This window comes from Aliiglaciecola aliphaticivorans (genome assembly GCF_054782055.1).
Genome location: NZ_BAAGTF010000019.1, coordinates 154,747 through 170,784 on the forward strand (window position 1 = coordinate 154,747; position 16,038 = coordinate 170,784).

Sequence of the window (16,038 nt, forward strand, 5' to 3'; positions counted from 1 at the left end):
GTTTACCTCCCTTTTATTCTAAATGTCTTGGCATAGGCCTTGCTAAATTTTTCTCAAGCGAGTTTTAAGTTGAGAACAGTATGGCAATTAGTCTTGATAAATTAACCGGCCTTCATAGTCGAGCAATGCAGGTGAGAACCGACACCATGGAAGTTATTTCTGGGAATTTAGCTAATGCTAACACCCCTGGTTATAAAGCACGTGGTGTCGATTTTCAAAAAGCCATGCAATCAGCAAATCAAGATCGTCAGCAAAATATGACCCGTACCCATGAAAAGCATTTCGAAGGAACCATGCAATCTCAAGCCAGTATTGAGTTTCGTATTCCTTTGCAGCCCGATACTGGAGACGGTAACACCGTAGAAGTACAAGCTGAGCGTAATGCTTTTTTAGAAAACGGCATGCGGTATCAAGCAAGCATACAATTTTTGAATGGCAAGATTAAAGGTATGAAAAAAGCACTAGCTGGAGGGCAAGGCGGATGAGTTTATTTAGAGTTATGGACATTGCTAGCACTGGCATGAGTGCGGAAAGCGTTCGATTGAATACTACAGCCAGTAATATTGCCAATGCCAACAGCGTTAGCAGTAGCTATGACGAAACTTACAAGGCTCGCCATCCTGTTTTTGCTGCTGAGATGCAACGAGCAACAGAGTCACAGTCACAAGGTTCAGGCGTGCAGGTGCTAGGTATAGTCGAAAGTCAAAAGCCACTGCAAATCGAATACAGTCCAGGCCACCCCATGGCAGACAGTAACGGTTATATCTATAAACCCAATGTGAATGTGGTTGAAGAAATGGCGGACATGATGTCTGCATCAAAATCTTATGAAACCAATGTTCAACTGGCAGACACTACCAAACGTATATTTAGACGTGTATTGCAACTTGGTCAGGGTCAGTAAATCACTGATTTAGTGAGGAAAGTAACGTGGAAATATCAAAAACAACAGGATTAGACTCTAACCTGTATGTGCAAGAAGAAACTGTACCAATTGATGATGGTAGTAATGAACGGTTAAGCCAGGAAGATTTTTTCTCTTTGCTCACCGAGCAATTGGCGAATCAAGATCCCACTAAACCTGTAGACAATGATCAAATGGTGTCGCAAATGACTAGTTTCAGTATTTCTGAGGGCATAGATTCATTGAATACTAAATTTACTGAGTTTGCCACTAGCATGACTTCAAACCAAGCGCTACAGGCATCAAGCCTAATCGGTCAAGATGTGTTATTGCAAGGTAATGTTGGTCATTTAAGTGATACCAGCACTGGTGTGACAGGGGTGGTGATTACCGACCAGACTACCCAAGACTTACAAATTACCATTGAATCAGCATCCGGTGAATTAATTAAAACCATTGATGCGGGTACGCAGACCGCGGGAAATATTCAATTTTCATGGGATGGTAAAGATGCAAACGGCAATGATTTGCCTGCTGGCGATTATGCTGTGTATGCACAAGGTACGCAAAACGGAGAATCGACGACTTTACCCACAGCGGTTAATAGACATGTGGATAGCGTCAGTTTTGCAAGTAACAATCAAGGTGTCATTTTAAATTTGGATGGCGAAACAAGTGTCAATTTGAGTGATGTCATTCAAATCGGTGGTTAATTAAAAATGTTAGCCCTTTAGTTTAGGAGAGAATAAACGATGTCTTTTAACATAGCATTAAGCGGTGTTTCAGCTGCTCAAAAAGATCTAGATGTCACTGCAAATAATATTGCAAACGTAAATACTGTCGGTTTTAAAGAATCGCGAGCTGAATTCGGTGACGTCTATGCTTCGTCGCTATTGGCAGCCGGCAATACAAAAGTAGGTGACGGGGTATTAACCCAAGATGTTGCTCAGCAATTTTCTCAAGGTAGTCTTCAGTTTACCAATACTGCACTGGATCTGGCGATTACTGGAAACGGATTTTTTGCCACTACTCCTGAAATAACCTCTCGTGATTTCTCATTTACGCGAGCTGGGCAGTTTAAACTTGATCAAGATAACTTTGTGGTTAACTCCAACGGTGATAATTTAATGGGCTTCCCGGTTAACGCTGACGGTACGTCTTCATCTGTGGCTTTGAGCACAACTATTCCGGTGAGAATTCCAGACTCTTCAGGCTCACCACAACAAACCACCGAAGTTTCACCTCGCTTTAATTTGCCAGCAGGTGATGATGCTAAAGATATAACCCTTTTTGATCCTGACGATCCACTTACCTATAACGCAGCTACATCTATCACCGTATACGACTCCCTGGGTGATAGCCATGTAATGACTTACTACTTTATGAAAGACTCTGCTGCAACCAATGAGTGGGTAGTCGTTAATTATGTTGATGACACTGCCATTGATACCGCAGGTGACACTGAAAACGTAGCAGGTACAGATCCGAATAATATAGCGGGTTCAGTATCATTGGGGGCAGATGCGGTTTCCGGTTTTAGAATGCAATTCAGCAGCGGCGGTGATTTTATTGGTATTCAGAATGGTGATGGTACGCCTGTTGCGACCGGCGATGTGACGACTGTTCAGTTAGGTAACCCGCCGTTGATAAACGGTTCTGATGCAACTCAGACTATTACAACTAACTTCGCACTTGAAACTGGCAGTGCAACTGCTGATGAGCCAACTCAGTTTGCCTCTTCGTTCGAAGTTACTTCATTGGAGCAAGATGGACTTGCAGTAGGGCGGCTCACGGGTATTGATATTGGCCCAGATGGATTAGTTCGAGCCACTTTCTCAAACGGTACATCAGAGCCTGTTGTGCGTGTAGCTTTAGCTCGTTTCGCTAATGAACAGGGGTTAACTCAACAAAGTAGTACCCAGTGGAAAGAGAGTATTTTGTCTGGTGAAGCCCTAGCAGGTGAGGCGACCACAGGAACCTTTGGAGATGTTAATTCATCAGCACTTGAGCAAGCGAATGTGAATTTAACCACGGAATTGATTGACATGATTATTGCTCAGCGGAACTTCCAGGCCAACTCACGGGCTCTTGAGGTGAATAATCAGCTTAATCAAACTATCTTAAATATTCGATAACTTAGTTTGAGTTTCATAATACCGCTCCAATATGAGCGGTATTTTTTTGTTTGTTTTTCAAAGCATACCCATTACCTAATCATTTAGTCGAGCTCGGGTGATCTTAATCCCTATTTTCTGTGCCGATGGCATCTTTATTGCAATCCTTTAGGTTACGTTAACCAGAGTCAATAAGTTGTCATGGATAAATTACTCTATATTTCAGCCAGCGGAGCCAGCCAAGACCTATTGGGCACGGCTGTGCGCGCAAATAATTTAGCCAATGCGCAAACCAATGGTTTTAAAGCCATGTTGGAAAATGCGAGAGCCATGCCGGCATACGGCGAAGGTTTGCCGACTCGGGTATTTTCAATGACAGAATCACCCTTCAACAATTATGCGGGTGGCGCAATGATCCAAACCGATCGCGAATTAGACGTGGCAATTCAAGGTGATGGTTGGCTTAGCGTAATTGATGCCCAAGGCAATGAAGCTTATACCCGAGCAGGTAGTCTTCAATTGGGGCCAGATGGCGGTCTTGAAGATGCCAGTGGAAACTCAGTGTTAGGGGATGCTGGTGGCATATTTTTGCCCATTCCACTTTCGAATATCAATATTGCTAACGACGGTACCATTTCAGTTCGACCCCAGGGAGCGCCTGAAACGGTATTGGAAGAAGTAGGCAGGTTAAAGCTAGTTAACCCCAATGTGGCGGATATGAAGCGTGGGGAAGACGGTTTATTTCGACTGAAAAACGGTCAAGAAGCGAATGAAGATATCAACGTGCGACTTCGTACTGGAATGGTTGAAGGCAGTAACGTAAATGCCATCGACGAGATGGTGAATATGATCAGCTTACAACGTCATTACGAATTGCAAGTGAAGATGATGAAAAAGGCCGACACTTTAGATATGCGCGGCAATCAACTACTTAGAATAATTTAGTACTAAACATTAAATAGCGGAGGTGAATAATGCACCCAGCACTTTGGATAAGTAAAACCGGACTTGATGCAGCACAAACAGATGTATCGGTGATCTCTAATAACTTGGCGAACGCCAGTACAGTGGGATTTAAAAAGGATAGAGCGATCTTCGAAGATTTACTCTATCAAAATATTAATCAACCAGGCGGTCGCTCTTCGGCGGATACTGAGTTGCCATCAGGGTTAATGTTAGGTGCAGGTAGTAAAGTTGTTGCTACCCAAAAATCTCATACCCAAGGCAATATGCTGACCACTGATAACGCCTTAGATATGTCAATTCAAGGGCACGGATTTTTCGAAATTCTTCAACCTGACGGCAGTATTGCCTATACCCGAAACGGGCAATTTACCTTAGATGATCAAGGACAAATTGTGACACCAGGCGCTGGTTTCTTATTGCAGCCAAATATCACAATCCCTGAAGATGCTCAGCAAATAACCATTTCACAAGATGGCGAAATATCAGCTTCTATTCGTGGCCAAGCTGATCCCACAGTGTTGGGGCAACTGAGTTTATCGAACTTCATTAATCCAACTGGATTGCAGCCAATTGGTCAAAATTTGTATGTTGAAACTGCAGTAAGCGGTGCACCTATACAAGGAGTGCCAGGACTGGAAGGGTTAGGCACTGTGGTTCAGGGCGCGTTAGAGACTTCCAATGTTAACGTCACCGAAGAATTGGTTAACTTAATTGAAAGTCAGAGACTGTATGAAATGAACTCAAAAGTGATTTCATCCGTTGACCAGATGTTGGGTCAGGTGATTCAGCAACTATAGTGGGGTTAATTATGACTAGGTTCGCTTATATTCTATTTACACTGAGTGCATTGGTTCTTAGCGGCTGCGTAAGTTCTCCCATTGCAGGGCCTTCGCCTAATGATCCAAGTTATGCACCAGTGATCCCAGATATGCCTCGTCAAAAGCTAACTCAAGATGGCGCAATTTTTCAGGCAGACATGGCAAACAGTATTTATTCCGATGTTAAAGCGCGACGCATCGGCGATATTATTACGGTGAATCTGCAAGAAAATACCAGTGCTACCAAATCTGCTGGTACAACAACCTCGAAAGAGACAGATGTTAATGTTGATACTGTCATTGGTTTAGGTGGCGAAGCAGTTAACATTGGCGGTCAAAGTATCCAGCTAGGTGTGGGGGCCGACAACGAATTCACAGGCGATGCCCAAGCGAACCAAAGTAATAATTTGAGCGGTAATATTTCGGTAACCGTTATACAAGTTTTACCCAATCAAAATTTAGTTGTACGTGGCGAAAAATGGTTAACCTTAAACAATGGCGATGAGTATATCCGCTTAACGGGAGTTGTACGTCCCGCTGATATTAGTCCCACCAATGAAATCGTTTCAACCAAAATTGCCAATGCACGTATTCAATACAGTGGCACGGGTACCTTTGCGAATGCGCAAAAACAAGGCTGGTTGAATAAATTCTTCTCTTCACAGTGGTGGCCGTTTTAATGAAAACTTCAACCTTACGTTCATCTCTTATTTATTTGCTGATGGTGGTGCTAGTGACTCCATTTGCCCATGCACAGCGAATTAAAGATCTTGCTTCTATCCAAGGGGTGCGAAGTAACCAGCTAGTTGGATATGGCTTAGTTGTGGGTTTACCTGGCACCGGCGAGCAAAGTCCGTTTACCGAACAAAGTTTCCGAACTATGTTAAGTAATTTTGGGATTAGCCTATCTTCAACCGTAAAACCAAAAATCAAGAATGTGGCAGCTGTGGCGGTTCATGCTGAATTACCGGCGTTCATGAAACCTGGGCAAACAATAGATGTTACGGTCTCATCAGTGGGTGAGGCGGCCAGCTTGCGTGGCGGCACCTTATTACAAACATTTTTAAAAGGCTTGGATGGCAAAGTCTATGCCGTAGCACAAGGCAGTCTAGTGGTCAGTGGTTTTGGTGCAGAAGGGGCTGATGGCTCTAAAATTGTGTCCAATACCCCTACTGTCGGGCGCATCGTTAATGGCGCTTTGGTGGAACGAGCCGTTCCTAGTGGCTTGATGCAAAATGATTTCCTAACCCTGAATTTGAACTATCCAGATTTTTCCACCGCCAAATCTTTGGCAGACACCATTAATCAGCGTTTAGGCGCTGATCCTGAAATGGGCTATATGATAGCTACGCCCATTGATGCCGCTTCGGTGAGAGTCTCTGCGCCTCGAGATGTGGGGCAGAGGGTGAGTTTCGTCGCGACTTTGGAAAACTTCACGTTTACCCCAGCTGATGCGCCAGCAAAAGTCATTATTAATAGCCGCACAGGCACTATTGTGATTGGCAAAGATGTACGTTTATTGCCAGCTGCAATAACCCATGGTGGCCTTACGGTCACAATTTCAGAATATCAGACGGTTTCGCAACCCAATGCACTTGCCCAAGGGCAAACTGCTGTTACTAATCAGTCGATTGTTGATGTGAGTTTGGATGATAGTCGAATGTTTAAATTTGACCCAGGTGTGAGTTTAGATGAATTAGTTCGTGCGGTTAACGAAGTGGGCGCTGCACCTGGTGATTTAATGGCGATTCTTGAAGCCTTACAACAAGCTGGCGCCTTACAAGGCGAGCTAATCGTTATTTAATTGCTTGTGAATCAGTGAATTTATTATGGAAATGAACAACCACATTGATCAACAACTAGAAATGTCGCGCAATGTCCATGATTTTAAGGGCATAGATAGTTTGCGTCAGGCAGCTCAAAGTGGTGACAAACAAGCATTAGATGAAGCCGCTAAGCAATTTGAAGCCATATTTGTACAAATGATGCTCAAATCAATGCGAAAAGCACAAGATGCGTTGGCTGACAAAGAGAGTCCGTTCAATTCTCAGCAAGTTAAGTTTTATCGCGATATGCATGATCAGCAATTAGCCGTTGATTTGTCGTCTCGTGGAGGAGTAGGGATTGCTGAGTTGATCGTGCAACAACTTAGTCCCGGTGAAAACGGTTTTATGCCTGCCAGTGCGGTTAGGGATAACGCCAATTTGATGAATATGGTTCATCAAAGGGCTAAAGAGTACGCAGATCCTCAAAGTCATAATGATCCCTTACAGACTAATCAAAGTGTAATGCAACAAAATTCAGCGATGCAAAATGCGCCTAAACAGAGTGCGACTAAACAAAGTGCTTTTGCGTCTCCGTCGGAGTTTATGCAAACTTTGCTACCCCATGCACAAGAAATCGCTCAAAAAATGGGTATCGATCCTAAAGCGTTGTTGGCTCAAGCTGCAGTGGAGACAGGGTGGGGGCAATACATGATCCATACGGGAAGTGGACAAAATACCCACAACTTGTTTGGCATCAAAGCGGACAATCGCTGGCAAGGAGAGACCACTGCAATCAATACTGTTGAATTTGATCAAGGTGTGGCTAAACAACAAAAAGCGCAGTTTAGAACCTATGACTCTTTTGCCGATGGTCTAAAAGATTATGTTTCTTTTGTAACGGACAACCCAAGATACCAACAAGCGTTAGAAAACGTGAATGACCCTGAAGCGTATTTCAGTGCGCTACAAACCGCTGGATACGCTACCGACCCTCAATACGCTAATAAAATTCTGTCGGTATTGAATAGCGACACCTTTAAGTCAGCGTTTTCTACACTAGGGTTTGGCAAACAAAATGCGCAATAACAGTTTTTCGCGGGAGTTAAAAAGATGATCAGAGCTGCCGATTTATACACTATTGCGACCAGCGGTGTTAGGGCAAGCAATCAATTGCTCGCCACCACCAGTAATAATATTGCCAACGTTAATTCCGAAGGCTATGTTCGCGAACGCACAACCTTCGAAAGCCAATTAGTTGGAGGGGTTGGCCGCGGTACCACTGAACGTGTTTTAGATACGTTTGCGCAAAATCAACTGCGCCGAGACACCACCCAAGTAAGTGAATTTGAAACGTATTTTCAACGCTCTAGTGTGTTAGATGACATTTTTGCCAGTGAAGCAAATAGCATCTCAAGTAGCATGAGTCGGTTTTTTAGCTCTTTGCAAACCGCCACTGATGAACCTACAAATATGGCCGCTCGACAACTCGTATTGGGCGAAGCCAATGCCTTGGTGGGCCAGGTGAGTACCTTGTCGCAATTTATGGACAACAAGGAAAAAGAGCTCAATTTAGAATTAGAGTCCACCATAGATACCGCGAATAAGCTAATTGAAACCATAGCCGACCTTAACGCGAATATTCGAATAGCCGAAGGCAACAACTTATTTGATGAACCCGGCGTACTCAAAAATCAACGTGATAACGCAATTTTAGAATTAGCCGAGATAATGTCCATTGAGACCCGTGATAACGGTAACGATGACGGTTCATTGATGGTGAACTTAACCTCTGGTGAATCATTGGTGCTGGAAGATGGATCTTTTAATTTGTTTCAGCTAAGTGGCGATCCCGACCCCGATTACCGAAATTTGTTTTTAGCTAGCACCGGAAAACCTACAACGTTAAGACTACCAGAGCAAAACTTAGGTGGACAAATGGGCGGTTTATTTCGTTATCGTGATGAGATTTTGGCTGAAGGGCAGCGAGAGCTCGGGCAAATTTCCATGGCCTTAACTAGCGCTGTAAATCAGCAGAATAGACTAGGGATGGATTATGATGGCCAACTAGGCGTTAACATATTTTCTAATCCAGAGTTTCAAGGTTTGAATTATTCGGCAAATTCTGATTTATCGTTAACCATGAACGGCAGAATGACCGAAGATGGCGCCAGTAAAATTACCGCTGCTGATTATTTGGTGGAGATCACCGGCACCACGCCCGGGGCTCCCGATACGGTTGATATCAGTGTTACCTTAGTCAACCCTGATGGCTCTTATGTGACTGATATAGACGGTAATGCCATAACACAATCTTATACGGGTTTGGATGCACAGGCCGATAGCTTTACTGAAGTGATCGGTGGTTTGGAACTCGAATTTCCCAATGGCGATAGTTACGCAGTGGGAGATCGATATTTATTCCAACCAACAAAAAGCACAGCCCAATCAATCGAAGTGGTTATGACCAGACCTGAGGATATTGCTTTAGCTTCGCCATTTCGTGTCGATAGTAATTTGGATAATTTAGGAGATGCACGTTTAACTGATTCGACTGTCACTAACACCTTTGTTGATAGCACTTTGACTGATCCTCAGGCATCCGCTTTTGACGGTAGTGGAGGTTTTGTTAGCGGCAGCCCGGCACGTATCGTGTTCAATAGCGAATCTGAATTCGAAATTTTTGATGAATCCGGTGCATCATTAGTCGTGATTTCTGGTGTGACTGACTACAATAATTTAATGGAACAAGCGGCAAGTGATGGTAGTTGGCCATTTTCTGCTTTGACGGATTTTCCTGGCTATGATTTTAGTCTACAAGGTACCCCTGTGGCGGGCGATGAGTTTACCATTAACTACAACACCGATGGGGTAGATGATAATCGCAATGGTTTAAAGTTGGCTGGTCTACAAGACGTGGATATCATGCAACAAAGTAATAATAATGTCGGAAATTTGATCACATTCCACGAATCATACGCCAATATTGTCAGTGATATTGGTGCTAAAACGGCGTCTGCAGATATTTCGATGCAGGCTGCACAAGCGATGCAAACCCAGTCCAGCGATTGGTTTCAATCCGTGTCTGGTGTGAATTTAGATGAAGAAGCGGCAAACTTGATCCGCTTTCAGCAAACCTATGCGGCGGCAGCAAGAATATTAACTACCGCAAGCGAATTATTTGACACCATTTATAGTGCTACAAGGTAAATTGTACTATGGCTAGAATATCCACAAACCAGTTGTATGACCGCAGTATTAATACAATTACGCAAAATCAGGGAACTTTATCAGATGTTCAACAGCAACTCTCATCAGGGAAAAAGTTGTTGCGACCTTCGGATGATCCTGTGGGTGCCGCGCAGGTGGTTAGACTCACTGAAGATCTCGACAAAATTACACAATACAAGCGTAATAACGATTTACTGACTAATTCATTGCAACAGGAAGAGGTGGTTCTTAGCAATATTAATAACGCGTTGGATAAAGCCAGACAATTGATGATCCAATCTGGAAATGGCGTATACGATGAATCTGATTTGCAGGCCATCGGCATAGAGATTGGCGCAATTCGAGATGAAGTATTTAGTCTCATGAATACCCAAAATTCCAATGGCGAGTATATATTTGCTGGCTATCAGTCTCAAACTGAAGCATTTACCTACAACCCATCAGCGGCAGATCAAAAATACACGTTTTCTGGGGATGATGGCGTTAAGCACATCCAAGTATCAGATGCGATGAATATTCAGTCTAATAGCTCAGGAAAGTCGGTATTTGAAAACGTTCTGGCAAGACTTAATTTCAGCGTTACTGGGGACAGTGGACTGGCATCATTTTCTTCTGTCATTAGTGAACAATCCGCTTTTGATAAATTTCATGAAAATAATTATGACGCGGTGACCGCAGCGAATAATCAATTTCAAGGGACTATTATTGCGGGTAATCAAGTTCAAATTGAAAATGTTGGTACTGGGGACATCATTGACACCGTCAATTTTACTTCTGGCGAACCATTTGTATTTAAAGGTATTGAGTTCAATCTAGAAGGAAGTGTAGGGGATACTTTTGACTTTCAACTTGATAAGCCGGAAAAAAATAATATCGCGGAAACCTTAAACAATTTTTATTTGGCGTTAAATGCCGGTGATTTAAGTGATAAAGGACTGAATGAGGCAATTGCTGATGCATTGGTTGGAATTGATAACGGCTCAAAATCTTTAGCCAATGCAACTTCATCTTTAGGTGGACGCATGAATGTAGCAGAATCTGTTTATGAATCGAATTTGGATCTTGAAATTGCCAATAAAACAGCCCGGGCAAATATTGAAGATGTGGATTATGCAGAAGCCGTATCTGAATTGAGTAAACAAGAAACGGCTTTACAAGCTGCCCAGGCTACTTTTTCCAGAGTAACAGGGCTTACCTTGTTTGATTACATCTAGTGTTTGAATTTACAGTTCAAGTTTTGTTAAGTAAATATGGCTTTGATTGTCTATGTGGCTGGAATAATAGCTAATAAATATGCCTTCTTTGCGTTTGATCATACCTGCATAGCTGCAATCTCCACCTGAAGGTAACACCATTACTAGGGTCAGCTTTTGAGTTTCAACATTCATTTTCCAAAGTGCCGTTTTAAATTGTCTGTTTAGCCAGGCCCTGCCGCAAATTAAAATAGTTTTAGGATCGAATTGGATGATCACCGGTGCGCCTATGTATATTTTTAGATCAAACCATTGCCACCGGGTGAAGGGGGGCTTTGACACTCCCCATTGCGCACTAAAAGAGTCTGCATCCCTACGCACTACGGCAAAAGCTTCTCCGCTGTCGCTGAAACATAAGTCACTTTCGTTGGGATAACCAAGACCATGGGTGGCTAGACTGAGTGCATCGGGTTTAAAACATTCAAAAGTACGCAATGGATTGCCTTTGTATAGGTCGAGTTGTTGTTGCGCGCGTTTGTAAGCAAATCCATAGGCCTGTTCACCATGCCAACGAATTCGCCACACCCACCAATTTTTTTCAGCAAACCAATGTGGACTAGACCAACTCAATCCATCTTGCGAAAACCAACATAAAGAGCGGCTATGTAGCCATTTGCCATTTTTATCATAACAACGAGCATAGGCGTTGATTAATAATTTACCATCGGGCATTACGGTTAATTTGGGATCGCGTAGATCGCAATTAGCCATTTTAAGATTGACGCTATTTATTTTTTTACCATTAAAGTCACAAGTCACAATGCGTATATCCCCATCTTTGCTCATGTGATCTGTGGCTTCTCTAAAACTAACGAACAGCTTGTCTACATACACACACATATCAGTAAATGCGCAGTGTTTAGCCGTTTTCCAAATCGAATTAGTCCAATTAATCATCTTTTTTAAAATTTATTTTTGTCTAAAAACCTATTGAATCTCAATTAATTACATTTTGCAAAGCGGAAATTTTTTGCCGTTTTTATAAAAAACGGCAAAATTTAGTTAAAGGGATTTTTCTATCCGTCGATACCCTATCTGAGAGAGCCAGTAACACCGATCTAGTTTTGACTAAGATTGATGTTCTTGAATGTGTTTTTTAACCACCGATTTTATCGGTTGCCAGCGAAACGCTGGACTGAGAGTGTAGGAGAAATCCCATGGGATTATACGTTAACACCAACGTTTCGTCTTTAAATGCGCAACGTCAATTATTTGATTCATCTAACCGTTTAGGCACGTCTTTTGAGCGTTTGTCTTCTGGTTTCCGTATAAACCGTGCAGCGGATGATGCTGCTGGTTTGCAAATCACCGACCGTTTGACCACCCAGGTTCAAGGTCTTAACCAAGCTGTTAGAAACGCAAATGATGCGATTTCTTTAGCACAAACTGCTGAAGGCGCGTTAGGGGAAGTAACAACTTCACTTCAACGTATCCGTACTTTAGCGGTACAGTCACAGAACGGTATTAACACCTCTGCTGACCGCTTAGCCCTGCAAAAAGAAGTTTCCGCCCTTAAAACTGAAATTTCACGTATTGCTCAAACTTCACAGTTTGCCGGCGTAGACATCCTTGATGGGGCATTTTCTGCCGCATTCTTAGTGGGTGCAAACGGTGGTCAAACTATTTCTGTGAACTTGTCTAGAACCAGTGGTTTCGGAGCGTCAGGTCTAGGTATCGCTGGTACTTCAGTTGCCAGTATTACAGAGGCATCTGCAGCGTTAACAGAAATTACTGCTGCAATTTCAACCGTTGGAGCTGTACGTGCCGATTTAGGTGCCCTGCAAAATCGTTTCCAATCAACTATCAGAAACTTAAGTAATATATCTGAAAACGTTGCTGGAGCTCGTTCACGTATTCGTGATACAGATTTTGCGACAGAAACAGCTGAATTGACACGTAACCAGATTATCCAACAGGCCAGTTTAACTGTTTTGTCTCAGGCTAATCAGCGTCCACAATCAGCGCTTCAGCTTCTAGGTTAATAGAATACGATTGGGAAATTAAAGCCAGGGGGTAGTGAATCTGTATTTAATGGCCCAAAACGTAGAGAGTGCGCTCTTTCCCTCCTAACGTAAGAGCGCTTCGCCGGCTAATTTAGTCGGCTTTTTTCTCAACCTAAGTAATTGAAAATAATAGGAATTAATATTTAGTTAGAAATTAGGCTAAAGAATTTTTCGATCCTGTTCGATAAAGATTTCAAGAGCGATGTACAAACTAAAAAAATAATAAGTACACGCCTAATTAAGTGACGTAATAAAACTAATAATAGCGCACTTAGAATCACCGCAATGATCACTAATAATAATAATAGGTCAGGCGGATTGCTTAAATCGTTAGGAGAAAAAAAATGTCTTTATACGTCAACACAAATGTGTCGTCGTTGAATGCTAGTCGTCAGCTATTCACGTCGAACAATAATTTAAGTACAGCGTTTGAACGCTTATCCTCAGGTTTGCGCATAAACAATGCGAAAGATGATGCCGCCGGCCTGCAAATTTCCAACCGACTTACCACACAGATTCTTGGCCTTAATATGGCCGTCAGAAATGCCAATGACGGCATCTCTCTAGCGCAAACCGCAGAAGGTGCATTGGCTGAAACCACGTCCGCATTGCAACGTATTCGTGTACTTGCTGTGCAATCTCAAAATGGTATTAATGGCTCGGCTGATCGTTTAGCACTACAAAAAGAAGTCGATGCTTTAAAACAAGAAATCAGTCGAATTGCCGCAACCTCACAGTTTGGTGGCGTCAACATTCTTGGTGGAGCTTATTCTTCTGCATTTTTGGTCGGTGCGAATCCAGGTCAAACAATTAGTGTCAATATCTCTAGACCCGGTGGGTACGGGACTTCCGGCTTATTCGGTTCGCAGAGTATTGATTCAAATTTAATTTCTGTTGCTTCTGAGGCCGCTGCATCTCGTGCTATGACTGCTGTATTAGGTGCAATTTCCATAATTGATGCTAAAAGAGCGGATTTAGGTGCCATACAAAACCGGTTTCAATCTACCATCAGAAATTTAAGTAACATTTCAGAAAATGTATCAGCGGCTAGATCTCGCATCCGCGATACAGACTTCGCTGCTGAAACAGCTGAATTGACTCGCTGGCAAATAATTCAACAAGCCAGTATCACAGTGTTAGGACAGGCTAATCAACGTCCACAAGCTGCTTTGCAACTGTTGCAATAATAAGAGAGAAAGATCATGAAATATGATGCTGAGCAAGCAACAGGGGCAGGCTGCAACATTGAAGATTGATTGAAGAAAAGAAAACGGCCGGATTGCAAAATGTGGGGGCAGGCTGCAACCGACCGAAGAAGATACGTTTTACTTAAACAACTAGATAACTCACGCTGTATAAAAGCGCGGGCGAATTCTCACTCCATTATCAAGCCATAGGCTTTTTTAATTGGCAGTCGACTGGGCAGAAAAGACGCCAGGAGGTAGTGAGAGGTATTGAGGTATAGGCCATCAATTCCGCCCGTCGACAAGAGCTTTCGCTCTTACTTTTGTACAGCTTTGTCAACCATAATTGCTTGGCAAAACTGTCAGCCATGGTAATGACTGACAATATGATTTTAGCATTTAGTGTGCCAAATTTATATTTAACTGAGTTATCAACACATTTTTTAAGTAAAACTATTAATAAACAGTTAGTTAATTAAAGTTTAGGAGTGTGGATAATGACTTTGTTTGTAAACACAAATATTTCGTCAATTAATGCCAAGAGGCAATTGATTACCACCAACAATGATTTAAGTACCGCTTTTGAGCGTTTATCGTCGGGTTTTCGTATTAATGGAGCCAAAGATGATGCGGCAGGTTTACAAATATCCAATCGTCTAACCACACAAATTTTAGGGTTGGATATGGCAGTCAGGAATGCAAACGATGGTATATCTTTGGCGCAAACCGCCGAAGGTGCTTTGGCCGAAACAACAGTGGCACTGCAAAGAATAAGAGTGCTAGCGGTCCAATCTCAAAACGGCATTAATAATTCAGCCGATCGCCTAGCTTTACAAAAAGAAGTTTCCGCATTAAAAACAGAAATAAGTCGTATCGCCAGCTATAGTCAATTTGGTGGCGTCAACTTGTTGGATGGCATTTATTCAGCAAAATTTCTCGTCGGGGCTAATGCTGGTCAGACAATCAGCGTGAATATTTCCCGTTCCGGGGGGTTCGGTACGTCAGGATTGTTTGCCGGTTACAATATTTCAGTGGCATCAGAGGCCCAAGCTTCAGCAGCATTAACTCGCGTAAGCCAAGCTATTTCAATAATTGACGCTAAGAGAGCTGATTTAGGTGCAATACAAAATCGCTTTCAATCCACAATTCGTAATCTGAGTAATATATCTGAGAACGTTTCAGCGGCAAGATCGCGTATTCGGGATACAGATTTTGCCACAGAAACGGCAAGTCTTACCCGTGCACAAATTTTACAACAAGCGAATTTAACGGTTTTGTCCCAGGCTAACCAGCGGCCACAAGCTGCATTGCAATTACTTGGATAATAGCGGTAAACAAATTAGAGGATCATATTTCTGAGGGTAGGAACTGAGAGGCCAACCCAGAGGCACATTGGAAATGTGTCTAGATTGGCCAAGGATGGCGGTGGTGTCGGCACCACCTAAATAAAAAGCCGACTAACAGGACTGAGAGTGTAGAAGTTTGGTTGAGAGGCCAGTATTCATTCTCTAACCCTGCCAGCCGGACAGAAACAGTATTTGCTCGTACTCCTAACGTGAGCAAGTTGGCCAGGTCATTTGATCTGGCCTTTTTTTATTTTTATGCCAAAAAAATGGCTTTTGTTATTTGTCTCACGTTTATATGAAATTAATTTAGCAATCGCTGTGCCAGTAATTAACATTGTTACCTGACAAAGGATTATTTTTCCTTACAGGGTAAAATTAAGGCAATGAATTAATCTGCATGTAGATGTGGCTCAACTTCAACTATACCCCTCGAAAGTCAAAATTACGCGCAAGCAA

Annotated in this window: 15 protein-coding genes; 14 read left to right on the forward strand and 1 reads right to left on the reverse strand. The window is 42.7% G+C overall.

Going from position 1 to position 16,038, the window contains the following annotated elements; all coding sequences use genetic code 11:
• Window positions 1-80: 80 nt before the first annotated feature.
• The 11 genes from flgB to flgL all read left to right on the forward strand — a co-directional run bounded on the left by flgB (window position 81) and on the right by flgL (window position 11,010).
• A complete protein-coding gene (gene flgB, locus ACYVIL_RS11010; protein ID WP_303470301.1) occupies window positions 81-485 on the forward strand; it encodes a flagellar basal body rod protein FlgB in 405 nt (134 codons plus the stop codon).
• A complete protein-coding gene (gene flgC / locus ACYVIL_RS11015; protein WP_303470298.1) occupies window positions 482-904 on the forward strand; it encodes a flagellar basal body rod protein FlgC in 423 nt (140 codons plus the stop codon). Before flgB ends, flgC begins: the two co-directional genes overlap by 4 nt.
• A 26-nt stretch (window positions 905-930) precedes the next feature.
• Complete coding sequence (locus ACYVIL_RS11020) at window positions 931-1,617, forward strand: flagellar hook assembly protein FlgD (protein ID WP_303470296.1); 687 nt, start codon at window positions 931-933, stop codon at window positions 1,615-1,617.
• 39 nt (window positions 1,618-1,656) lie between these two features.
• Window positions 1,657-3,039 carry a flagellar hook protein FlgE gene (flgE, locus tag ACYVIL_RS11025; RefSeq protein ID WP_303470295.1) on the forward strand — a complete coding sequence of 461 codons (1,383 nt, stop codon included), beginning with the start codon at window positions 1,657-1,659 and terminating at the stop codon, window positions 3,037-3,039.
• 180 nt (window positions 3,040-3,219) lie between these two features.
• Entirely contained in the window at window positions 3,220-3,963 is a 744-nt protein-coding gene (locus ACYVIL_RS11030) for a flagellar basal body rod protein FlgF (RefSeq protein ID WP_460312474.1), read from the forward strand.
• A gap of 29 nt (window positions 3,964-3,992) precedes the next feature.
• Entirely contained in the window at window positions 3,993-4,781 is a 789-nt protein-coding gene (gene flgG / locus ACYVIL_RS11035; RefSeq protein ID WP_303470291.1) for a flagellar basal-body rod protein FlgG, read from the forward strand.
• 11 nt (window positions 4,782-4,792) lie between these two features.
• Window positions 4,793-5,482, forward strand: coding sequence for a flagellar basal body L-ring protein FlgH (gene flgH, locus ACYVIL_RS11040; RefSeq protein WP_303470289.1), 690 nt, complete (start codon window positions 4,793-4,795; stop codon window positions 5,480-5,482).
• 41 nt (window positions 5,483-5,523) lie between these two features.
• Window positions 5,524-6,606: a flagellar basal body P-ring protein FlgI gene (locus ACYVIL_RS11045; RefSeq protein WP_460312542.1), complete on the forward strand. Its 1,083-nt coding sequence runs from the start codon at window positions 5,524-5,526 to the stop codon at window positions 6,604-6,606.
• Window positions 6,607-6,631: 25 nt separating this feature from the next.
• Window positions 6,632-7,654, forward strand: a complete 1,023-nt coding sequence (gene flgJ, locus ACYVIL_RS11050) for a flagellar assembly peptidoglycan hydrolase FlgJ (protein ID WP_460312475.1) — start codon at window positions 6,632-6,634, stop codon at window positions 7,652-7,654.
• 24 nt (window positions 7,655-7,678) lie between these two features.
• Window positions 7,679-9,775 carry a FlgK family flagellar hook-associated protein gene (locus ACYVIL_RS11055; RefSeq protein ID WP_460312476.1) on the forward strand — a complete coding sequence of 699 codons (2,097 nt, stop codon included), beginning with the start codon at window positions 7,679-7,681 and terminating at the stop codon, window positions 9,773-9,775.
• A gap of 8 nt (window positions 9,776-9,783) precedes the next feature.
• Window positions 9,784-11,010, forward strand: coding sequence for a flagellar hook-associated protein FlgL (gene flgL, locus ACYVIL_RS11060; protein WP_303470279.1), 1,227 nt, complete (start codon window positions 9,784-9,786; stop codon window positions 11,008-11,010).
• 9 nt (window positions 11,011-11,019) lie between these two features.
• On the opposite strand, the gene ACYVIL_RS11065 is transcribed toward flgL, so the two are convergent.
• Window positions 11,020-11,946 carry a hypothetical protein gene (locus ACYVIL_RS11065; RefSeq protein WP_460312477.1) on the reverse strand — a complete coding sequence of 309 codons (927 nt, stop codon included), beginning with the start codon at window positions 11,944-11,946 and terminating at the stop codon, window positions 11,020-11,022.
• Between the two features lie 260 nt (window positions 11,947-12,206).
• Between ACYVIL_RS11065 and ACYVIL_RS11070 the strand changes: the two genes are divergently transcribed.
• From ACYVIL_RS11070 to ACYVIL_RS11080, 3 genes are all read left to right on the forward strand, one after another.
• Window positions 12,207-13,031: a flagellin N-terminal helical domain-containing protein gene (locus ACYVIL_RS11070; protein ID WP_303470275.1), complete on the forward strand. Its 825-nt coding sequence runs from the start codon at window positions 12,207-12,209 to the stop codon at window positions 13,029-13,031.
• 365 nt (window positions 13,032-13,396) lie between these two features.
• Entirely contained in the window at window positions 13,397-14,239 is an 843-nt protein-coding gene (locus tag ACYVIL_RS11075) for a flagellin N-terminal helical domain-containing protein (RefSeq protein ID WP_303470273.1), read from the forward strand.
• Between the two features lie 494 nt (window positions 14,240-14,733).
• Entirely contained in the window at window positions 14,734-15,561 is an 828-nt protein-coding gene (locus ACYVIL_RS11080; RefSeq protein ID WP_303470272.1) for a flagellin N-terminal helical domain-containing protein, read from the forward strand.
• Window positions 15,562-16,038: the final 477 nt, after the last annotated feature.